At 69.9% G+C, this 20,992-nt stretch carries 23 protein-coding genes; 18 read left to right on the top strand and 5 right to left on the bottom strand.

The window, feature by feature from the left end; genetic code table 11:
* Window positions 1–310 precede the first annotated feature (310 nt).
* From E9232_RS27140 to E9232_RS27095, 10 genes are all read left to right on the top strand, one after another.
* Window positions 311–520, top strand: a complete 210-nt coding sequence (locus tag E9232_RS27140) for a cold-shock protein (RefSeq protein WP_309799445.1) — start codon at window positions 311–313, stop codon at window positions 518–520.
* Between the two features lie 102 nt (window positions 521–622).
* Window positions 623–802 (top strand): hypothetical protein, encoded by a 180-nt coding sequence (locus E9232_RS27135; protein WP_309799443.1) that lies wholly within the window; start codon window positions 623–625, stop codon window positions 800–802.
* A 25-nt stretch (window positions 803–827) separates the two neighbouring features.
* On the top strand, window positions 828–1,055 hold the full coding sequence (locus E9232_RS27130) for a hypothetical protein (RefSeq protein WP_309799441.1): 228 nt from the start codon (window positions 828–830) through the stop codon (window positions 1,053–1,055).
* A 348-nt stretch (window positions 1,056–1,403) separates the two neighbouring features.
* Window positions 1,404–3,554: an FAD-dependent oxidoreductase gene (locus E9232_RS27125; RefSeq protein WP_309799439.1), complete on the top strand. Its 2,151-nt coding sequence runs from the start codon at window positions 1,404–1,406 to the stop codon at window positions 3,552–3,554.
* Between the two features lie 173 nt (window positions 3,555–3,727).
* Window positions 3,728–4,021, top strand: a complete 294-nt coding sequence (locus E9232_RS27120) for a BufA1 family periplasmic bufferin-type metallophore (protein ID WP_309799437.1) — start codon at window positions 3,728–3,730, stop codon at window positions 4,019–4,021.
* A 32-nt stretch (window positions 4,022–4,053) separates the two neighbouring features.
* Window positions 4,054–4,932, top strand: coding sequence for an MNIO family bufferin maturase (gene bufB, locus E9232_RS27115; protein WP_309799435.1), 879 nt, complete (start codon window positions 4,054–4,056; stop codon window positions 4,930–4,932).
* A complete protein-coding gene (locus E9232_RS27110) occupies window positions 4,922–5,665 on the top strand; it encodes an HvfC/BufC family peptide modification chaperone (RefSeq protein ID WP_309799434.1) in 744 nt (247 codons plus the stop codon). The genes bufB and E9232_RS27110 overlap by 11 nt, the downstream gene beginning before the upstream one ends.
* Window positions 5,666–5,676: 11 nt before the next feature.
* Window positions 5,677–6,174: a DoxX family protein gene (locus E9232_RS27105; protein WP_309799432.1), complete on the top strand. Its 498-nt coding sequence runs from the start codon at window positions 5,677–5,679 to the stop codon at window positions 6,172–6,174.
* A 32-nt stretch (window positions 6,175–6,206) separates the two neighbouring features.
* Window positions 6,207–7,088, top strand: a complete 882-nt coding sequence (locus tag E9232_RS27100) for a LysR family transcriptional regulator (RefSeq protein WP_309799430.1) — start codon at window positions 6,207–6,209, stop codon at window positions 7,086–7,088.
* An 81-nt stretch (window positions 7,089–7,169) separates the two neighbouring features.
* Entirely contained in the window at window positions 7,170–8,087 is a 918-nt protein-coding gene (locus tag E9232_RS27095) for a LysR family transcriptional regulator (protein ID WP_309799429.1), read from the top strand.
* Window positions 8,088–8,091: 4 nt separating this feature from the next.
* On the opposite strand, the gene E9232_RS27090 is transcribed toward E9232_RS27095, so the two are convergent.
* From E9232_RS27090 to E9232_RS27080, 3 genes are all read right to left on the bottom strand, one after another.
* The gene (locus tag E9232_RS27090) at window positions 8,092–8,826 is read right to left on the bottom strand and encodes a response regulator (RefSeq protein WP_309799426.1); all 735 of its coding nucleotides are present in this window, start codon (window positions 8,824–8,826) and stop codon (window positions 8,092–8,094) included.
* A 228-nt stretch (window positions 8,827–9,054) separates the two neighbouring features.
* Entirely contained in the window at window positions 9,055–9,648 is a 594-nt protein-coding gene (locus tag E9232_RS27085; protein WP_309799425.1) for a DUF4865 family protein, read from the bottom strand.
* Window positions 9,649–9,668: 20 nt separating this feature from the next.
* Window positions 9,669–10,010, bottom strand: a complete 342-nt coding sequence (locus tag E9232_RS27080) for a cupin domain-containing protein (RefSeq protein ID WP_309799422.1) — start codon at window positions 10,008–10,010, stop codon at window positions 9,669–9,671.
* 159 nt (window positions 10,011–10,169) lie between these two features.
* Between E9232_RS27080 and E9232_RS27075 the strand changes: the two genes are divergently transcribed.
* A complete protein-coding gene (locus E9232_RS27075; RefSeq protein WP_309799421.1) occupies window positions 10,170–11,078 on the top strand; it encodes a LysR substrate-binding domain-containing protein in 909 nt (302 codons plus the stop codon).
* 3 nt (window positions 11,079–11,081) lie between these two features.
* On the opposite strand, the gene E9232_RS27070 is transcribed toward E9232_RS27075, so the two are convergent.
* Complete coding sequence (locus E9232_RS27070) at window positions 11,082–11,858, bottom strand: SDR family oxidoreductase (RefSeq protein WP_309799419.1); 777 nt, start codon at window positions 11,856–11,858, stop codon at window positions 11,082–11,084.
* Window positions 11,859–12,055: 197 nt separating this feature from the next.
* On the opposite strand from E9232_RS27070, the gene E9232_RS27065 reads away from it, so the two are divergent.
* From E9232_RS27065 to E9232_RS27035, 7 genes are all read left to right on the top strand, one after another.
* Window positions 12,056–13,000, top strand: coding sequence for a 3-hydroxyacyl-CoA dehydrogenase (locus tag E9232_RS27065; protein ID WP_309799417.1), 945 nt, complete (start codon window positions 12,056–12,058; stop codon window positions 12,998–13,000).
* Between the two features lie 17 nt (window positions 13,001–13,017).
* A complete protein-coding gene (kce, locus tag E9232_RS27060) occupies window positions 13,018–13,950 on the top strand; it encodes a 3,5-dioxohexanoate:acetyl-CoA acetone transferase (protein WP_309799416.1) in 933 nt (310 codons plus the stop codon).
* A gap of 72 nt (window positions 13,951–14,022) precedes the next feature.
* The gene (locus tag E9232_RS27055; RefSeq protein WP_309799414.1) at window positions 14,023–14,421 is read left to right on the top strand and encodes a VOC family protein; all 399 of its coding nucleotides are present in this window, start codon (window positions 14,023–14,025) and stop codon (window positions 14,419–14,421) included.
* A 597-nt stretch (window positions 14,422–15,018) separates the two neighbouring features.
* The gene (locus E9232_RS27050) at window positions 15,019–16,770 is read left to right on the top strand and encodes an ABC transporter ATP-binding protein/permease (RefSeq protein WP_374710652.1); all 1,752 of its coding nucleotides are present in this window, start codon (window positions 15,019–15,021) and stop codon (window positions 16,768–16,770) included.
* A complete protein-coding gene (locus E9232_RS27045) occupies window positions 16,767–18,068 on the top strand; it encodes a glucoamylase family protein (RefSeq protein ID WP_309799410.1) in 1,302 nt (433 codons plus the stop codon). Before E9232_RS27050 ends, E9232_RS27045 begins: the two co-directional genes overlap by 4 nt.
* 63 nt (window positions 18,069–18,131) lie before the next feature.
* Window positions 18,132–18,356, top strand: a complete 225-nt coding sequence (locus tag E9232_RS27040; RefSeq protein WP_309799408.1) for a hypothetical protein — start codon at window positions 18,132–18,134, stop codon at window positions 18,354–18,356.
* Window positions 18,356–19,798 carry a glycoside hydrolase family 15 protein gene (locus E9232_RS27035; protein WP_309799406.1) on the top strand — a complete coding sequence of 481 codons (1,443 nt, stop codon included), beginning with the start codon at window positions 18,356–18,358 and terminating at the stop codon, window positions 19,796–19,798. Before E9232_RS27040 ends, E9232_RS27035 begins: the two co-directional genes overlap by 1 nt.
* A gap of 145 nt (window positions 19,799–19,943) precedes the next feature.
* Here E9232_RS27035 and mgrA read toward each other — a convergent pair whose 3' ends face one another.
* Complete coding sequence (mgrA, locus tag E9232_RS27030) at window positions 19,944–20,987, bottom strand: L-glyceraldehyde 3-phosphate reductase (RefSeq protein WP_309799405.1); 1,044 nt, start codon at window positions 20,985–20,987, stop codon at window positions 19,944–19,946.
* Between the last annotated feature and the right edge of the window lie 5 nt (window positions 20,988–20,992).

Genomic DNA, 20,992 nt, shown 5'->3' with positions numbered 1-20,992 from the left:
GCTTCGCCTCGCTGGAGCATCCGCCACGCCGGCCGCCACGGCAAACCCAAACATGGGTCTCCAGCGGTCGATCGACGTGCGATCGCCCCGCGGATGGCAGGTGGTTTGCCGCGCTGAAACCGGCCTGGAACAGGTCGGCAACCTTTCAACCTTGCCATTCCGGCGCAACCCGCCCATCTTTGGCGGGTCATTCTGGTTCGGACGGCCGGCCTGCCACACGCGATTGCGGCCTCGGATCGTTGCCTTTCCCGGTTACCGTCTGATGCGTTGCGCGATCCCGTGCGGCGCCATTTTTTCTGGGAGAACAGCGATGCCGACCGGCACCGTCAAGTGGTTCAACAGCACCAAGGGTTTTGGTTTCATTCAGCCGGAGAACGGCGGCGCGGACGTGTTCGTCCACATCTCGGCCGTCGAGCGCGCCGGTCTGCGCAGCCTGAATGAAGGCCAGAAGGTCTCGTACGAAGAGCAGCGCGACCCGAAGCGCAACAAGACCTCTGCCGAGAACCTGAAGGCCGTCTAAGCCTTCAGTTTGAAGCCGTGAAGAAGCGCCCGATCGCTCGGGCGCTTCTTTTCCTTGGGCAAAACCGGGGCGCCACGGCGTCACGGGGGATCGGAGGCGGCGATGCCGTTCAAGCCGAACTACAATCAGCAGCGCAGCGAGCGTAACCGCGCCAAGGAAGCGAAGAAGCTGGAGAAGCAGCAGCGCCGGGAAGAAGAAGCCGCGCGCCGCAAGACGCCGGACGGCGAAGCCCCGCAGGACGGCGACGCCCCGCAAGAGGACGGCGAGACCGAGCCGTCCTGACACGAACCGTGATCGGAGACCGGCCATGGCCCGGAAGAAGCAAACGAACGACAGCCCCTTCGTGCTGTTCAACATCATCTACCAGGACGGGTCGCTGAGCTCGAACCGCAAGGTTCCGCGCGCCGATGCCGACGGCCTGGACGGCGAGGCCCCGGCCCGCGCCTTCATCGAGGCCCAGGACCGCAAGATCGCCGAGATGTCCGGCAATCCCCGCGGCCCGATCAAGACCATGAGCCGGCTGCCCGGCCAATAGCAGGCCGCCGGCCCGGCGCACCGCCCGGGCCACGGCATCCGCGGATCGTGGGCGAGACTTTGCCACGATCCGCCCGGGTTCGGCTTCGGCACGCTGACGTGCCGGCCCACCCAGCAGAGCACTCCCCCTTGTCATCGAGACCGGCGCCAGGCCCCACCTCGCGGCGTCGATGGGCTCGATCCGCCTGCCGCCAACCATAGACGCCGGGTATCGAATCCGAAGGCAGCCGGTATTTCTCCGGCCCGTCCGGGCGGTGGTAGCCATGCGGGCACGGCCTTCGCAGCCGCACCCTGTCGCGGACAGACTCCACCAGGCGCGGGCCGGCAGACCTCGACATGGGAGTGGATCATGACCGTCGACCGGCCAGCACCGGCCGATCCCCGCACCGGTGCGCTTTGGCGCAGCCGGGCAACCATCCCCGTCGCCCGGGCGCTCGCCGCCTGGCGCGACCTGGTCCGGATCGGCGAGGCCGGGGCCTTCCCGGTGCTGGACCTCGCGATCCGCCTGGGGCTGGCCCAGGCCTTCTGGGTGTCGGGCATCGTCAAGGCGTCGGACTGGAACGCCGCCCTGTTCCTCGCCGCGCACGAATACCCGGTGTCCTGGATGAACCCGGTGCTGGCGGCGTGGCTCGGCGTCACGGTCGAACTGGCCGGGCCGGTGCTGCTGGTGCTGGGCCTGGCGACGCGGTTCGCCGCGGTCCCGATGCTGGCCCTGGCGCTGGTGGTGCAATACGCCTACCTGCCGCTCGACACCAACCTGCTGCAGGCGGCGCTGTTCGGGTGGCATGCGGTGATGGGGGCCGGGCCGATCTCGCTCGACCGCCGCATCGGCCGCGGCGTCGCGGCGACGGCCGTCCCGCTGGCCCGGCCGGTGGCGCGTGGCTTCGCCGCCGTCACCCGCTTCGCCGGACCGCCCTATCTGCTGGTCCTTCGCCTGTGGATCGCGTCGGCCGTCTTCGTCGCGGGCCTGGCCATGACGGACGCCACGCCCCTCGGCGCGGCGGCGGCGTTCGTCGGTTCCGTTCTGGTCGGGCTCGGCCTCGCCGCGCGGCCGGTGGCCCTGGCGCTGGTCGTCCTGGTGCCCATGATCGGGATGACCACGCCGCACCCTGCCGATGCTCTCGCCTGGATGGCTCTGCTCGGCCTGGTCGCACTGCGCGGGCCCGGCGCCCTGTCGCTCGACACGGTGATCGGCCGCAGCCTGCTGCGGCGATTCCCGGCGATGCGGGACATGCCCTTCTCCGCCCTTGCCGACCGGCCGCATGTCGTCATCGTCGGTGCCGGCTTCGGCGGCCTGGCGGCGGCCCGGGCGTTGCGCCATGCGCCTTGCCGCATCACCCTGATCGATCGCCACAACCACCACCTGTTCCAGCCGCTGCTGTACCAGGTGGCGACGGCCAGCCTGTCGCCGGCCGACATCGCCACCCCGATCCGCGGCCTGTTCCGCGACCAGGCCAACGCCCGCATCCTGCTCGGCCGGGTCACCGGCGTGGACACGGTGAACCGGACCGTGCTGATCGGGGAGCAGCCCGTCGGCTACGACCACCTGGTGCTCGCGACCGGTGCGCGCCACGGCTATTTCGGCCATGACGAGTGGGAACCGGTGGCCCCCGGGCTGAAGCAGATCGAGGACGCCACCGGCATCCGCCGCCGCCTGCTGCTGGCCTTCGAGCACGCCGAGGGCACCGCCGATGCGGCGCAGCGGCTGGAGCTGATGACCTTCGTCGTGGTCGGCGGCGGCCCCACAGGGGTCGAACTCGCCGGATCCATCGCCGAGCTCGCCCGCCACGGCATGGCGCGTGAGTTCCGGACGATCGAGCCGGCCTTCGCCCATGTCCTGCTGGTCCAGTCCGGCCCGCGCCTGCTGCCGACCTTCCCCGAAACCCTGTCCGCCGCGGCGGCCCGCGCGCTGGAGGCGCTGGGCGTCGAGCTGCTGCTGGACCGCACGGTCGAGGCGATCGACGAGGCCGGCGTCGTCGTCGGCGGCAAGCGGATCGCGGCCCGCACCGTGTTCTGGGCCGCGGGCGTGGTCGCCTCGCCCGCGGCGAAATGGCTGCAGGCCGAGGCCGACCGGGCCGGACGGCTGAAGGTCGGACCGGACCTGTCGGTGCCCGGGCTGCCCGAAATCTTCGCCATCGGCGACACCGCCTGGTCGGAGGCCTGGGACGGCAAGCCGGTGCCAGGCCTCGCCCCCGCGGCGAAGCAGGGCGGCGCCTATGTCGCACGGGTGATCCGGTCTCGGCTCGATGGCCGGCCCGCGCCGGCCCCGTTCCGCTATCGCCATCTCGGCAGCCTCGCCACCATCGGCCGGCGCGAGGCGGTCGCGGATTTCGGCTGGCTGCGCCTGAGCGGGCCGGCGGCCTGGTGGCTGTGGGGCGCGGTGCACATCGCCTTCCTGGCCGGCACCCGCAACCGCATCGCCGTCGCCTTCGACTGGTTCTGGGCCTATCTGACATTCCGGCGGAGCACCCGGCTGATCACCGGCGGGGATCAGGGCTGACCCCGGGGACCAGGGCTGACCCGGCCCTTCGGTTCGCGGCCGGACGGCCTGGGGTTTCATAGCCACTGGCTATCGAACTCATAACGACACGGCATTTTGTCCTGTAACATCAGCGGATTAGCGTCTGCCTGTCCCGGCGCCAAGGACGGCGCCCCTTCTTCAGGAGACGACAGATGACCAGCAAGACAGCCGCCTTGAACATTGCCTCCGCCCTGTTCGGAGCGGTGGCCCTGGCCGCGATCGTGGCGCCGCCGGCCGCCAATGCCGCCGACCTGGCGAAGTGCTACGGCATCTCGCTCGCCGGCCAGAACAGCTGCGCCAACCAGGCCGGGACCCATTCCTGCGCCGGCCAGTCAAAGGTCAACTACGACGGCAGCGAGTGGCGCGCGGTCGGCAGCGCTGCGATCTGCACCGAACTCGGCGGCCAGGCCCAGGCCTTCAAGGGCGTGAACCCGAAGAAGGCCTGATCGAGCCCCCGAGACAGCCGAGGTCGATCCGCATGAGTGCCTCCCCCGGTGCGAATGCGGCGGCGGCGCCGATACCTGCGCGAGCGGGTATCGGCCTCCGTCACCGCCATGTGGTGGATTTCCTGCGCCAGCCGCCGGCCATCGGCTGGATCGAGATCCACAGCGAGAACTATCTCTCGGCCGGCGGGCCGCGCCTCGCCGCGCTGGAACGGATCCGGCAGGACTTCCCGCTCAGCTGCCACGGCGTCGGCCTGTCGCTCGGCTCGGCCGAGGGGCTGGACCGGCCGCACCTCGCGGCCCTGCGCGGCCTGTTCGACCGGTTCGAGCCGGGCCTCGTCTCCGAGCATGTGGCCTGGAGCGTCACCGGCGGCGTCTTCCTGAACGACCTGCTGCCGGTGCCCTTCACCGACGAGGCCCTGGCCGTGCTGTGCCGCAATGTCGACCAGGCGCAGCAGGCCTTCGGCCGGCAGGTGCTGATCGAGAACCCGTCGAGCTACCTGGCCTTCGCCGAGACCACGATGCTGGAATGGGACTTCCTGCGGGCGATCGTCGACCGTACCGGCTGCGGCCTGCTGCTCGACGTCAACAACATCCATGTCTCCGGCTTCAACACCGGCTTCGACCCGGACCGCTATCTCGAGGGCGTGCCCTGGGATGCGGTGCAGGAGATCCATGTCGCCGGGCACGCGGTGGCGCAGTTCGGCGCCGAACCGATGCTGATCGACGACCACGGCTCGGCGGTCGCCGACGCCGTGTGGCGGCTGCTGCAATCGGCGCTGGGGCGCACCGGCCCCCTGCCGGTCCTGGTGGAATGGGACACGGCGATCCCGGAGCTGCCGGTACTGCTGGCCGAGGCCGCCAAGGCCGATCGGCTGCTGGAGGCCGTACGGGCGGCGCGCCATGCTGCATGATCTCCAGGCCGCCTTCCGCAGCGCGGTCCTGCTGGGCGACGCCGCGGCCGCCTGCAGCGGGCTGGTCAGCGACCGCGTGGCCGCGGACCGCCGCCTGGCCATCCATCGGCACAATGTGCTGGTCTCGTTGACGGAGGCCCTGCGCGCCACCTTCCCGGTCGCCGCGGACCGGCTCGGCGAGCGCTTCCCGGCGCTGGCCCAGGCCTTCGTCGAGGCGGCACCGCCACGGCGGCCGCAGTTGCTGGCCTATGGCGACGGCTTCCCGGCGTTCCTGGCGATCGCCTTGTCGGACTCAGACAATGCCGCGCTGCCGGACCTCGCCCGGCTGGAATGGGCGCGCGTCGAGGCCTGCTTCGCCGCCGACGCCGAGCCGCTGCGGCCAGACCGCCTGGCCGCCGTACCGCCGGATCGTGGTTCGGACATCTGCTTTCGGCTGCATCCGACCGTTCGCATGGTCGCCTCGCCCCACCCATTGCTGACGCTGTGGGCCGGCACCGCGCCGGACACGGCCGCGACCGGCGCCGTGCTGGTGCTGCGCAGCGGCGGCGCGCTGGAGATGGCGGCGCTCAGCACCGGCGAGTTCGCCTTCCTGCGCATGGTCCGCGCCGGCACGACGCTCGATGTCGCAGCCGCCACCGCCGCAGCCGCCGATCCCGGCTTCGCGCTGCAGGCCGTGCTCGCCGCCCAGTTCGCGCGCGGCACCTTCTGCGGCTTCTCGCTGCATCCGGCCTGAGGGAGACAGACATGGCCATCACCGTCCCGGCGCCCCGTCGGGCCACTCTTCTCGTCGCCTGCGCGGCGGCGATCTACCGGCGTGTCACGGACGCGCTTGAATTCTGGGCCGCGCCCTTGCTCCAGCTCGCCATCCGGCTGTGGATCGCGCGCGTCTTCTTCCTGTCGGGCCTGACCAAGATCGCGGATTGGAACGCGACGCTCTTCCTGTTCCAGGAAGAGTACAAGGTGCCGCTGCTGCCGGTCCCGGTCGCGGCGCTGCTGGGCACCACCTTCGAGTTGGGCATGCCGGTGCTGCTGGTGGCCGGGCTGATGACCCGCTGCGCCGCGCTGCCCCTGCTGGGGATGAGCCTGGTGATCCAGTTCGTGCTCGGAGCCAGCAACCCGGACTACGACAACACCGAGCACTTCTACTGGATGTTCCTCCTGCTGATGATCGTGATCCGGGGGGCCGGGCCGATCTCGCTCGACCACCTGCTGTCGCGCTGGATCAAGCCGCTGCGCCCCTGAGCCGGCGTGCTGCCGTTCAGGGGCGCATGGTCATGGAGATGCACCAGCTCCGCTATTTCCTGGCGATGTGCCGGACGCTGAACTTCACGCGGGCGGCGGCGGCCTGCAACGTCGCCCAGCCCTCGCTGACGCGGGCGATCCGGAAGCTGGAGGTGGAGCTCGGCGCCCCCCTGTTCCACCGCGAGCGCCAGCGCACCCACCTGACCGATCTGGGTCGGCTGATGCGGCCGCATTTCGAGATGGCCGTGGCCCAGGCCAGAGCCGCGAAGGCGCGGGCCCGGAGCTATGTCGCGCTCGAACGCGCCGTGCTCCATCTCGGGGTGATGTGCACGATCGGGCCGACCCGGCTGGTCGGCCTGCTGCGGCGGCTGCACCAGGACCAGCCGGCGATCGACCTGCGGCTGACCGAGGCGGCGCCGGGCGAGCTGTCGGGGCTGCTGCTGGCCGGGCACCTCGACCTCGCGATCCTGGCCGAGCCGACGGACTGCCCTGGCCGGCTGCGCACCTTGCCGCTCTACCGGGAACGGTTCCGGGTCGCGTTTCCGCCCGGCCATCGCTTCGCCGCGCTCGACCGGGTCGCCCTGGCCGAGGTCGACGGCGAGCCTTATCTGTCCCGGCTCAACTGCGAGTTCATCGCCGTGTTCGACGACATGCTGGCGGAACGCGGCGTCGCCGTGCGGGAACGCTACGAGAGCCCGCGGGAAGACTGGGTCCAGGGCCTGGTCATGGCGGGGCTGGGGATCTCGTTCATCCCGGAGCGCCTGCTGATGCTGTCGGGGCTGCCCTCGCGCCCCCTGGTCGATCCCGAGGTGACGCGCCGGATCGTGATCGCGACGGTGGCCGGACGGCCGCATTCGCCGGCGGTGTCGACGGTCATCCGCATGGCCCGGCACTTCGACTGGGATGCCGCCTGACGGCATCCTGTGCGGCACGGCGTACCCATCCCGGACCTGCCACCGAACAGAGCACCGAAGCCGAGTCTCCGGGAAGCCGCCATGGAAATGCACCAGATCCGCTACTTCCTCGCCGTCTGCGACCAGCTGAACTTCACGCGGGCGGCTGAGATCTGCCATGTGGCGCAGCCGTCGCTGACCCGGGCGATCAAGCTGCTGGAGGAGGAACTGGGCGGCCCGCTGTTCCACCGCGAGCGGGCGAACACCCATCTGTCCGAGCTCGGCCGCATGCTGCTGCCCTATCTGCAGCAGGTCTACGACCAGACCCAGGCTGCGAAGAAGACCGCGCTGGAGCTGACCACCGGCAAGCGGCTGCAGCTGAGGCTCGGCATCATGTGCACGATCGCCCCGGCCATCGTGCTCGACCTGATCGAGGTCGTGCGCAAGCGCTACCCGGCGCTCGAGCTGATGATGGTCGATGCCAGCGCGCGGGCGCTGGAGGAACAGCTGCTGGCCGGCGAGCTGGAGGCGGCGATCTACTGCATTCCCGGTGAGCGGGCGAACGAACGGCTGCATTACATCGACCTGTTCCGGGAGTTCTTCATGATCGCCATTCCGGCGGGCCACGACCTGGCCGAGCGCAGCGAGATCCGCGTCCGTGACCTCGACGGCGAGAGCTACGTCAACCGCCGCAATTGCGAGATCTACGAATGCGCCAGTGCCGTGTTCGCCGCCCAGAATGTCCGCTGCCCGATGATCTACAGCAGCGAGCGCGACGACTGGGTCCTGGCGATGATCGCTGCCGGCCTCGGCTTCGGCTTCATCCCGAAGTATTCGATCACCCACCCCGGCGTGGTCGCACGCGCCTGCGTCGAACCGGAATTCTGGCGCGACGTCTCGCTGGTGACCGTCCGTGGCCGCCCGCATTCGCCCGCGCTCGGCATGCTGGTGCGGGAGTCGATGCGGATGGAGTGGCTGGGCAAGGAGCCGCTGGCGCTGCAGGCCGCGGGGCCGCCGTGAGCGGTCACAGCACCTCGACCGGCAGGGCGAAGACGTAGCCGACGCCGCGCTCGGTCTGGATGATCTGCGGTGCGCCGGCCTCGGTCTCCAGCTTGCGCCGCAGCCGCAGCACCTGGACGTCGATGGTGCGGTCGTAGACATCCTCATGGATGCGGGTCGCCTGCAGCAGCTGCTCGCGCGACAGCGGCCGCTGGGGGGCCTCGATGAAGGCGACGAGCAGGGCGTATTCGCCCTTCGAGAGGGTGACCACCGTGCCGTTGGCGTCGGTCAGGCGCCGGGCGCGCCGGTCGAGCAGCCAGCCGCCGAACCGGTAGCGTCCCCGCTCCGGCCCGCGCTGCACCGCCGCGCGGCCGAGTTCGCGCCGCCGCAGCACCGCCCGGATGCGGGCCAGAAGCTCCCGCAGCCCGAACGGCTTGGTCAGGTAGTCGTCGGCGCCGAGCTCCAGCCCGACGACGCGGTCGATCTCCTCGCGGCGATGCCCGGTGCCGATGATCACTGGCGTGTCGAAATCCGAGCGGATGTCGCGCAGCAGGTCGAGCCCGTCCTCCTGGCCGAGATGCAGGTCCAGGACCACGAGGTCCGGCTTGCTGTCGGCGAAGTGGCGGACCATGTCCTGCCGCCCGGAAGCGGAGATCGCCTGGATGCCCTGGTCCTCGAGATAGTTGACGACCATGTCCCGGATGGCCGGATCGTCATCGACGATGAGGACCCGGATCGACGGTCTGCTGATGGTGTTCATGTCCTGATCGTGCCGGTTGCGGTCGCATGCCTGCCTCGGCCCATGGGGCAGAGTGGCATCCGACTGGATGACCGGCGGCGAACCCAACTCCCAACCTGGTCGCAGATTCGCCGCCGACGCTGTACCGGAGGGACCATCGCACCGCGTCGCGGTTCCGGAGGTGACCTGGGTCACCTGCCCGCGCGACGTTTCAACAGATTTGCCGCGAATCAAATGTATCGTTCAGCGTCAGAGGCCCGACACCCCGCCACCGGTGATCGCTTCGAGATGCGGCGTGGACAGGTGCAGCAGCTGGTAGCGGATCCCGTCCTCCGCCGCGGCAGGGTCGTCCCACAGGGTGAAGCGCACCAGCCCCCAGGATCTCGGATCCACGGCCAAGGCCACCGTGTGCACGCCGGCCAAGCGGGCACGCCGGCCGAGGTCGGCGACCGCCGTGGCGATCACCGCGGTCAGGTCGGCCGCGGCCGGGATCGGCTCGGTGTGGCGGGTGGCGGCGCGCGGGGCCGCGTTCCGTGCCGGCCCGGCGAGGCAGGCGATGCCGGTCCAGTGCTGCACGGCGGGCCGGCCGAAGGAGTCGACGATGCCGCCGAAGCCGCCGCCGCCCCACAGGAAGGCGCCCATGCCGTCGGCCGAGTCCCACAGGTAGAACGGGGCGTACTGGTTGACCGGCGACCCGTCGACGCCGCGCTCGCGGATGAGATAGGCCTTGAGGCCGAGCCCGGGCAGATTGTCGAGCGCCGGCGCCTTGGTCGTGACGCGATGGCGGATGACCGCCATGTCGTAGTCGGCCGGCAGGGTGATCTCGTACTGCATGGCGTACATGGCGAATGCTCCTCGTGTGATCAGACCGGCTCCAGCCAATGCACCGCCGTCCCGTCCCGGAAAGCCTGGATGCTGACATAGGCGAAGGCGCTGTCCGGCGACGCGCCGTGCCAGTGCCGCTCGTCCGGGGCGAACCAGGCGCAGTCCCCTGCCCTGACCTCCGCCACCGGGCCGCCGTCACGCTGGGCGAGGCCGACGCCGGAGAGGACGTAGAGCAGCTGCCCCAGGGGATGGCTGTGCCAATGCGTGCGCACCCCGGGATCCAGGGTCGCGCGCATCGCGGTCATTTCACCGTCCCGGCTGCCGTCGAGCAGCCGCTCGACCCAGAACGGCCCGCTGGCGATGCCGTCCGGCGCACGCACGATTCCGGTTCCAGCCCGACGGATGGTCATTTCCTCGGGATTGCACATCATAGAGCTCCTGGATCTGGTGGTCTTGACGCCTCTGACATTGGGGTCGCAAATTCATCCTGAAAATCAGGAAGATCCGCACGATCGATTCCAGAAAACAGGATGATTTCCATGCGACGGATCACCTTCGACCTCGACGTTCTGCGCAGCTTCGTCACCGGCATGGAGCTGGGCAGCTTCAGCCGGGCGGCTGACCGCCTGGGCCGCTCGACCTCGGCGGTCAGCGCCCAGCTGCGCAAGCTGGAGGACCATGCGGGGACGCCGATCTTCCACAAGGCCGGGCGCGGCCTGGCCCTGACCGGGGCGGGCGAGACCATGCTGGCCTATGCCCGCCGGCTGATCGCCCTCAACGACGAGGCGGCGGCGGCGGTCCGCGGCATCGATCTGGAGGGCTGGGTCCGGCTCGGCCTGTCCGAGGATTTCGGCGAGGCGCTGCTGCCGGCGGTGCTGGGCCGCTTCGCCCGCACCCATCCCCGGGTGCGGATCGAGGCCCGGATCGCCCGCACCGGCGACCTGCTCGACCGGGTCACGTCGGGCCAGATCGACCTGGCGCTGGCCTGGGGCGACGCGGCCGGGGCGCCCCACGCCGAACGGGTGGCCGAGCTGCCGATGCGCTGGGTCGGTTCGGCCGGCGGCGACACCTGGGATCCGGAGCTGCTGTATGGCCGCCCCGGCGAACCACTGCCGCTCGCGGCGCTGGAGGCCCCGTGCCTGCTGCGCAAGGCGGCAACCGATGCGCTGGACCGTGCCGGCATCCCCTGGCGGCTGGCCTTCGTCAGCCCCAGCCTCGGCGGGTTGTGGGCGGCGGTGGCGGCCGGGCTCGGCGTCACCGTCCGCACCGAGTTCGGCCTGCCCGCCGGGGTGCGGGTGCTGGACCCCGCCGAAGCGCCGCCCCTGCCCTCGCTGGCCGTGGCCTTGCATTGGGCCGAGGCCGAGCCCGGCCCGGTCACGCGCCGCCTGGCCGCCATCCTGGTGCAGGCGGTCCGCGACGCGCTGCCGGGCCTGGCCGAAGCCGCGTAAGGCTCAGGACAGCGACTGCAGGTCGCCGCAGATGCTGATGGCCTGGCCGGAGATGGTGCGGCCGCGCGGCGACGCCAGCAGCAGGATGGTGTCGGCCAGCTGACGCGGCTGGATCAGCTCCTGGATCGAGGCCTGCGCCATGGCCTGGGCCTGCATCTCCTCCACCGAGATGCCATGCTGCTCGGCCTTGGCAGCGAACACCCGGCGGATGCGGTCGCCCTCGACGATGCCGGGCTGGATCGCATTGACCCGGATGCCGAGCGGCCCGAGCTCGATCGACAGCGACTTGGTGAAGCCGACCACCGCCCATTTCGACGCGGCATAGGGCGTGCGCAGCGGAAAGCCGAGCCGCCCGGCCGAGGACGACAGGTTGATGATGCTGGGATTGCCGCTCTTGGCCAGATGCGCCACGGCCAGCCGGGTGCAGTTGAACTGACCGGTGACGTTGACCGTCAGGGTCTGGTCCCACGCCTCGGGGTCGATCTGGTCGACGCGGCCGGTGGGGCCGGCGATGCCGACATTGTTGACCAGGCAGTCCAGCCCGCCCAGCGCCGCCAGCGCCTCGTCGAACAGCCGCGCCACCGCCGCCCGGTCGGACACGTCGCACAGGGTGCCGGTGATAGCAGGGCTGCTCGCGGTCAGCGCGGCGAGCGCCTTGGAGTCGACGTCGCAGACATGCACCCGCGCCCCCTCCTCGACGAAGGCGTTGACGATCTCGCGGCCGATGCCGGACGCGCCGGCGGTGACCAAAACCCGCAATCCCCTGATGCCGAGATCCATGGCGTTGTCCTCCTGGGTTGGCGCTCGTCCGCCTCGTGCCGGGCGCGATCGATGACGCAATGCCCAACCATCGCCGCGTCCGGCGGAGAATCGCAAGCCGCCGAAAACGCAGCCCGGCCTCGCCGATCGCGATCTGGACCTGGCCGGCGCTTTGTCCGACCGTGGCAGGGCGCACAGGCCAAGGGAGGATGCAGGGCATGCCCACCGTCGCGATCATCGGTGCCGGGCTGATCGGCCGATCCTGGGCGATCGTCTTCGCCCGCGCCGGATGGCAGGTCCGGCTGACCGATGCCAGCGCCGCGGCGCTGGCCGCAGCACCAGCCCTGATCGCCGAGGGCCTCGCCGATCTCGTCGGCCACGGCCTGGCCGAGGATCCGGCCGGTGCCGCCGCGCGGGTCGCGACCGCGACGTCCCTGGCCGAGGCGGTGACCGGCGTCGAGCTGGTGCAGGAGAACCTGCCCGAGGCGGTCGAGGTCAAGCGCGCGGTGTTCGCCGAGCTCGATCGGTTGGCGCCGCGCGACGCCATCCTCGCCTCCTCGACCTCCGCCATCGTCGCCTCGCGCTTCACTGAGGAGCTGGCCGGCCGCGACCGCTGCCTGGTTGCCCATCCGGTCAACCCGCCGCATCTGGTGCCGGTGGTCGAGCTGTGCGGCGCGCCCTGGACCGCGCCCGAGACCATCGAGCGGGCCTGGCGGATCTATCGCGCCGTCGGGCAGGAGCCGGTCACGGTCAACCGCGAGATCGACGGCTTCGTGCTGAACCGCCTGCAGGGCGCGCTGCTGGCCGAGGCCTTCCGGCTGGTCGGCGAGGGCGTGGTCAGCCCGCAGGATCTCGACACCACGGTGAAGGACGGGCTGGGCCTGCGCTGGTCCTTCCTCGGCCCCTTCGGCACCATCGAGCTGAACGCGCCGGGCGGCATCGCCGACTACTGCGCCCGCTACACCGGGTTCTACCGCCGCCTCGCCGCCGACCCGGCCCCGCCGGAGGTGTGGGACGACTCCACCGTCGCCCGCCTGCTGGCCGGCTGGGGCCAGGCCCCCGACGCCGCGCAGCTGGCCGCCCGCGGCGCCTGGCGCGACCGCCGGCTGGCGGCGCTGCGGGCCCACAAGGCGGCGCAGCCCGACGCCCCCTCCGATTCCTGAGCTGAAGGACCGCAGCCATGGCCCAATCCCGCAAGATCGTCATCACCTGCGCCGTCACCGGGGCGATCCACACCCCGTCGATGTCGCCGCATTTGCCGGTGACGGCGGCGGAGATCGCCGAGGCGGCGATCGGCGCCGCGGAGGCCGGGGCCACCATCGTCCACCTGCACGCCCGCGACCCGGAGAGCGGCAAGCCCGACCAGACGCCGCAGGCCTTCGAGCCCTTCCTCAAGGTGATCAAGCAGCGCTCGGACTGCGTCATCAACCTGACCACCGGCGGCGCACCCTGGATGCGGGTCGAGGAGCGCATCCTGCCGGCCCAGACCTTCAAGCCGGAGGTCGCGTCGCTGAACATGGGGTCGATGAATTTCGGCCTGTTCCCGATGCTCAACCGCTTCAAGGAGTTCAAGCATTCCTGGGAGCCGGAGGCGCTGGAGGCGTCGCGCGACCTGGTGTTCCGCAACAGCTTCAAGGACATCGAATTCGTGCTGCGGACGCTGGGCGACGACGGCATCCGGTTCGAGTTCGAATGCTACGACACCGCGCATCTCTACAACCTGCACCACTTCCTCGAACGCGGGCTGGTGAAGCCGCCGCTGTTCGTCCAGACCGTGTTCGGCATCCTCGGCGGCATCGGCGGCCATCCCGAGGATGTGATGCACATGAAGCGCACCGCCGACCGCTTGTTCGGCGACCAGTACCGCTGGTCGGTGCTGGGGGCCGGCCGCAACCAGCTGCCGATCGCGGCGATGTCGGCGGCGATGGGCGGCCATGTCCGCGTCGGGCTGGAGGATTCGCTGTGGGCCGGTCCGGGCCGGCTGGCGGAATCGAACGCCCAGCAGGTCCGCCTTGCCCGCCAGATAATCGAGGGCCTGGGCCTGGAGATCGCCTCGCCGGACGAAGCCCGCGAGATCCTGGAGCTGAAGGGCGGCGACCGCGTCGCCTTCTAGGGCTGTAACGCCGGTCACATCGCGCGGTCGTGGGTTATGCTGGAATCATCGTTGTTCACGAGGATTCCGGCTATGCTCGATCACGTTTCCATCACTGTCTCCGATGTCGGTCGCGTTGCCCCGTTCTGGGATGCGGTGATGACGGCGCTGGGCGTGCCCTGCGTGGTGCGCAGCGAGCGGCAGCTGGGCTACGGCACCCGCAACCGGCCCTGGGACGACAGCCATACCTATCTCTCGATCGGACAGAGCTCCGGTCCTTCCCTGGTGCCGGACAATCGGCACTGGTGCTTCCGGGCGCCGGACCGCGCGGCGGTGGACGCCTTCCACGCGGCCGGTCTGGCGGCGGGCGGGCAGGATGACGGCCCGCCGGGCCTGCGCGACTACCACCCGGCCTATTACGCGGCCTTCCTGCTCGACCCCGACGGCAACCGGATCGAAGCGGTGTGCCACCGTCCGCCAAATGATCTCTAGGGCTTTACCATCCGGATGTGGCCGAAATCCCACTACCGCCAGGAATGTCGCCGCTTGCCTTCGTTTTGCCGGCTTCCAACGGCATGCTTTGATCTGCTATCGGGAATTGAGTGTTACGATTGTCGTCAAGAATCGACTTACAACACTGAATAAAGGCGTGACTGTTCAGGGACCCGTCATTTTGTTTCTACGGCACGAAGATGTCGGAAGCGAAGTGATTGTCAATGCGGACGTGTGAGAGATGGATTCTATTACCGCTTCGGTACGATCGGATCAGTGTTTGCTGTCCGCGAGCCTCGGCGCTCGGTTTGATCGAGTCTGTCGCGCAGGCGCCCTCGATGAAGAGGGATCCGTGTCGTGAAGGGCGCGCAAAGCCGCACAAATCCTCAACTATTGATTCGATGCACGACCGACATCACCTGCACCGGTATGATGGGGGCAAGCATCCCGAAGGGGAGCGCAGGAAGCAGTAGGGAACGGATAGGTTCAATGGCAAAGGCGTCCGAGGCGCCGCCGTCAGGCACGACCACTGGTGATAAGCATTCGATCGCGAGTCAGGGTTTACTCGCTCAGCTGCTGACCTTGTTCCGGACGCTGATGGCGTCGCAGGACCGCAAACGCATCATCGGCCTGTGCGCCGGCATCGTCGTGGTCATCGCGCTGACCGCCGCGACGCAGATCCGGCTGAATGCCTGGAACCAGCCCTTCTACGACGCCCTGGCGCAGAAGAGCGTCAGCGGCTTCGTGCGCCAGCTGTTCGTCTTCGTCGCCATCGCCGGCGTGCTGCTGGTCCTCAACGTCGCCCAGACCTGGTTGAACCAGACCCTGAAGGTCCGCCTGCGGGCGGGGCTGACGCGCGACCTGTTCGGCGAATGGCTGAAGCCCAAGCGCGCCTTCCGCCTGGCCGGGGCCGGCGAGATCGGCGAGAACCCGGACCAGCGCATCCACGAGGACGCCCGCCACCTGACCGAGCTGTCCACCGATCTCGGCATCGGCCTGCTGCAGTCGACCCTGCTGCTGATCAGCTTCGTCGGCGTGCTCTGGATCCTGTCGCAGGGCATCGCCCTCAAGCTCAATGGCGAGGCCTTCTCGATCCCGGGCTACATGGTGTGGTGCGCCCTGCTCTACGCCGCCGCCGCCTCCTGGCTCAGCTGGCGCGTCGGCCGGCCGCTGATCGGCATCAACGCCGAACGCTACGCCCGGGAGGCCGACCTGCGGTCGGCCCTGGTCCGCGTCAACGAGCATGTCGACAGCATCACGCTCGACGGCGGCGAGACCGACGAGCGCCGGCGGCTCGACCTCGATCTCGACCGCGTCATCGCGGTGATGCTGCGCTATGTCCGGGCCGTGACCGGCCTGACCTGGATCACCGCCGGCTATGGCTGGTTCACCATCGTCGCCCCGATCCTGGTCGCCTCGCCCGGCTATTTCGGCGGCGACCTGACCTTCGGCGAGCTGATGGTGGCGGTCGGCGCCTTCATCCAGGTGCAGCAGGCCCTGCGCTGGTTCGTCGACAATTTCAGCAACCTCGCCGACTGGCGGGCAACGCTGCTGCGGGTGATGAGCTTCCGCGAGACGCTGCTGACGCTCGAAAACCTCAACGGCGAGCCGCGGAAGATCGAGTTCGCCGTGGGCCCGGCGAAGCAGATCGGCTTCGAGAAGCTCGGCGTGCTGTCGACCGGCGGCATGGCCGTGCTCGACGACGAGAAGGTCCGGATCACGCCGGGCGAGCGCGTGCTGATCGTTGGCCGCACCGGCGGCGGCAAGAGCACCCTGTTCCGCGCCTTCGCCGGGCTGTGGCCCTGGGGCACCGGGCGGATCCTGGTGCCGCCCGACGCCAACATGATGTTCCTGCCGCAGCGTCCCTACCTGCCGCCGGGCACCATGCGTGCCGCCCTGGCCTATCCCAAGGACGCCGCCAGCTTCGGTGACGACCAGATCTGCGCCGCGCTGAAGCGCACCGACATGGGCCATCACGAGATCTCGCTCGACCAGGTGAAGCACTGGGACAAGGAGCTGACCGGCGACGAGCTGCAGACCCTGACCTTCGCCCGGCTGCTGCTGCACAAGCCGGACTGGGTGTTCATCGACGAGATGGTCGATTCGATGGACGAGGAGCGGCGCAAGATCGCCATGTCGATCTTCGAGCACGAGCTGCCCGGCACCGCGGTCATCACCATCGCCCGGCGCGAGGTCAAGAACGGCTTCTACACCCGCGTCCTGAAGCTGCACATGACCGACGAGGTCACCGGCGCGCGCCGGATGCCGGTCGGCCGCCAGCCGCGGCGGGCGATCCCCTCCTCCGCCGGCTACGCCCCCCTGCTGCATCACCGAGAACCGATGGAATGACGAAACGGCCTGCTGCCCCGACCCGCCGCGCCTCCTCGAAGAAGTCTGGCGCGGCGGCGCTGTCGGACGACGCCCTGCTCGATCTCGTGCAGCGCCAGACCTTCCAGTTCTTCTGGGATGCGGCGCACCCGGTCAGCGGCATGATCCCCGACCGCACCGACCGCGCCGGCAAGCCGCCGAACAACTGGGTCACGACCGGCGGGTCCGGCTTCGGCGTCATGGCGATCATCGTCGCGGCGGAACGCGGCTGGATCGAGCGGGTGGCCGCGGTGGAACGGCTGATGGTCATCATCCGCCACCTCGAACACACCACCTCGCATCACGGCGTGTTCCCGCATTTCCTCGACGGCAGCACCGGCGCCACGGTGTCGTTCAGCCGCAAGGATGATGGCGGCGACCTGGTCGAGACCGCCTTCCTGTTCCAGGGGCTGCTCTGCGCCCGCGCCTATTTCGACCGCGACGCCGCCAACGAGACCGAGCTGCGCAACCACATCACCTGGCTGTGGAACGAGACGGAGTGGAACTGGTACACCCGTGGCGGGCTGAACGTCCTGTTCTGGCACTGGGGCGCCAACAACGGCTGGGGCATGGGCCACGAGATCCGCGGCTGGAACGAGTGCCTGATCACCTACATCCTGGCCGCCTCGTCGCCGCGCTACGCCATCGACGCCGAGGTCTACCATAAGGGCTGGGCCATGGGTCGGTACTTCCTGAGCCAGCGGACCTACTACGACATCGAGCTGCCGCTCGGCATGCCCTATGGCGGGCCGCTGTTCTTCACCCACTACTCCTTCCTCGGCCTCGATCCGCGCGGCCTGAAGGACCAGTACGCCGATTACTGGGAACAGAACCGCCGGCACACGCTCATCAACTACGAGCACTGCGTCCGCAACCCGAACCACTTCAAGGGGTACGGGCCGGATTGCTGGGGCCTGACCGCCAGCGACAACCCGACCGGCTATTCCGCCCATGCGCCGGACAACGACATCGGCGTCATCAGCCCGACCGCGGCGCTGTCGGCGATGCCCTACGCGCCGGAGCAGTCGATGCGGGCGCTGCGGCACTTCTATGAAACGCTCGGCGACAAGATCTGGGACAGGTTCGGTTTCGTCGACGCCTTCTCGGAACAGGCCGGCTGGGCCGCCGACACCTATCTGGCGATCGACCAGGGCCCGATCGTGGCGATGATCGAGAACCACCGCAGCGGCCTGCTGTGGAAGCTGTTCATGGGCATCCCGGACGTGCAGCAGGGTCTGCGCAAGCTCGGCTTCGAAAGCCCGCATCTGGGCGGAGGCTGAGGGCGGAGCACAACTCCAGCTTCGCCGCCCTTCCCGCCCGAATTCTGCTAGACTGGTGTGATCATGAACGAGAGCACCGAGAATCTGGTCCTTGAGCATCTCCGGCACCTCCGCGCCGGCACGGACCGTTTGCTCGACCGCATGGACGACCTGACCGCCCGCGTCGGGCGGCTCGAGGTCAACACCGCGCGCATCGAGGTCGTTCTGGCCGAGCACTCTGTGCGGTTCGACAAGGTCGAACGGCGGCTCGACCGGATCGAAACCCGTCTTGGGCTGATTGACGCTTGATGCGGTCTGACGGCCCCGGCTTGGCCGGCTGGGCGGAGCGGCAATACGCCGTCTCCGCCCGCAACCTGACGCTCGGCGTCTCCGCCACCCATCTGGTCAAGCAGCGGCCGCCGTTCCGCCAGCGCATCGTGCCGAAGCCCGGCTCGGTGGTGGCGACGGCGGTGATGGGGGCCTACGACCCCGATCCCGACTATTTCTTCCACTGGTACCGGGATTCGGCGCTGGTGATGGATGCGCTGCGGATCGCGATCGCCGACGGCAGCCGGCCGGCCGCGGATGCCGGCCTGGTCCGCGACTTCATCCGCTTCAGCCTGGATCTGCGCGGCCTGACCGGTGCGGCGGTCCTGGCTGCGGGCGACCCGAAGCGCGGCGTCGATCCCGCCTTCGTCCAGCATGTCCGCTCCGATGCCGATCTGCGCGGCGTGGCCGGCGACCGCATCTGGGGCGAGGTCCGGGTCAATCCGGACGGCACCCTGGACACGCTGAACTGGTCGCGGCCGCAGCATGACGGGCCGGCGCTGCGTGCCCTGACCCTGCTGCGCGGCCTGGACCTCGACGGGCTGGACCGGGCCGGGGCAGCCGAGCTGCTTCACATCGACCTCGCCTTCACCCTGGCGCATCACCGCGAACCGAGCTTCGAGATCTGGGAAGACAGCCTCGGCCACGACTACTACACCCAGGCCGTGCAATGCGCCGCCCTGCGCGAGGGCGCCGGGTGGCTGGAGGCGCAGGGCGATGCCGGGACCGCCGACCGATGCCGGCAGGCGTCGGCGGCGCTGGCGACGGCGCTGGACGGCCATTGGCAGGCCGATGCCGGGGCCTATGCCAGCCTGCTGCCGGCGTCGTCCGACGCGCCGCGCCGGGCGCTCGACATCGCTGTCATCCTCGGCGTGCTGCATGCCGGCCTGACCGACGGTCCGCACAGTGTGCTGGATCCGCGCGCCCAGGCGACGCTGGCCGCTCTCGAGGACCTGTTCGCCGGGCTCTACCCGATCAACCAGGACCGCCCGTCCGGTCGGGCTCCGGCGCTGGGCCGCTACCGCGAGGACCAGTATTACGGCGGCGGCGCCTGGTACATCGCGACGCTGGGCGCCGCGGAGTTCCATTTCCGCCTGGCCGGGGCGCTGGCCGGCGGCACGGATTTCGCGCTGACCGCCGACAACCGCGGCTTCGTGGCCCGGGCGCTGGGCGCCGAGCCCCGCGCGGAGGACGCCGCATCCCCGGCCGGACGCCGGCGGCTGGCGGACGCCTTCCTGGCCCGCGGCGACGCCTTCCTCGCGACGGTCCGGGCTTACACGCCCGATGACGGCGCCTTGTCCGAGCAGTTCGACCGGACGACCGGGGCGCAGACGTCAGCCAAGCACCTGGGCTGGAGCTATGCCGGCTTCATCTCCGCCTTGGCGGCGCGGAGGAAAGCGTCGGTGAGCCTCCGGGCTCGCTGACAACAACCCATAGCTGTCATTGCCGGGCTTGACCCGGCAATCCAGGGGCCACCAAGAACCGCCTTCGAAAACCCCTGGATGCCCGGGTCAAGCCCGGGCATGACAGTGAAAGAACCGAAGTGTGGAGCGGGTCTGACGACCCCTCCTACCCCGCCGCCTTCGCGGTCGAGGACGTCCGCCACAGGTCGATGCCGCCATCCAGGGCGTGCCGGTCGATCTCGGCCAGCTCCTCGGCGGTCAGGGGCGCGCCCTTCAGCGCGTCCAGGCTGTCGTCGAGCTGGGCCACCGACCGCGCGCCGATCAGGGCCGAGGTGACGCGCGGGTCGCGCAGCACCCAGGTCAGCGCCATCTGGGCCAGGGTCTGGCCGCGGCGCTTGGCGATCCCGTTCAGCCCGCGGATGCGCGCGATGTTGCCCTCCGACAGCAGCGCCGGCCGCAGCGACCCGCCGCGCTTGGCCCGCGAATCCTCGGGCACGCCGTCGAGGTACTTCGAGGTCAGCATGCCCTGCGCCAGCGGCGAGAAGGCGATGCAGCCGATGCCCAGCTCCTCCAGCGCATCGAGCAGCCCGTCCTCGACCCAGCGGTTGAGCATGGAATAGGAAGGCTGGTGGATCAGGCAGGGCGTGCCGAGGTCCTTCAGGATCGCGGCGGCCTGGCGCGTCGCCTCCGGCGAGTAGGAGGAGATGCCGACATAGAGCGCCTTGCCCTGGCGCACGACATGGTCGAGCGCACCCATGGTCTCCTCGAGCGGCGTCTCTGGGTCGAGGCGGTGGGAGTAGAAGATGTCGACATAGTCGAGCCCCATGCGCTTGAGGCTCTGGTCCAGGCTGGCGATCAGGTATTTGCGCGAGCCGAAATTGCCGTAGGGGCCCGGCCACATGTCGTAGCCGGCCTTGGTCGAGATCAGCAGCTCGTCGCGGTAGGGCTGGAAATCGGCGGCGAAGATCCGGCCGAAATTCTCCTCGGCCGAGCCGTAGGGCGGGCCGTAGTTGTTGGCCAGGTCGAAATGGGTGACGCCGCGGTCGAAGGCGCGGCGCAGCACGGCGCGGCCGGTCTGGTAGTGGTCGACCCCGCCGAAGTTCTGCCACAGGCCGAGCGAGATCTCCGGCAGCTGGAGGCCGCTGCGGCCGGAACGGCGGAACTTCGCGGCCTCGTAACGCGCCTCGTCGGCGATCCAGGGCTTCTGCATGGCTG

Source organism: Inquilinus ginsengisoli (assembly GCF_031453975.1).
Taxonomy (GTDB): Bacteria; Pseudomonadota; Alphaproteobacteria; order DSM-16000; family Inquilinaceae; genus Inquilinus; species Inquilinus ginsengisoli_A.
The sequence above is the reverse complement of the archived record's forward strand: the minus strand, read 5'-3'. Positions and strand labels throughout refer to the sequence as shown.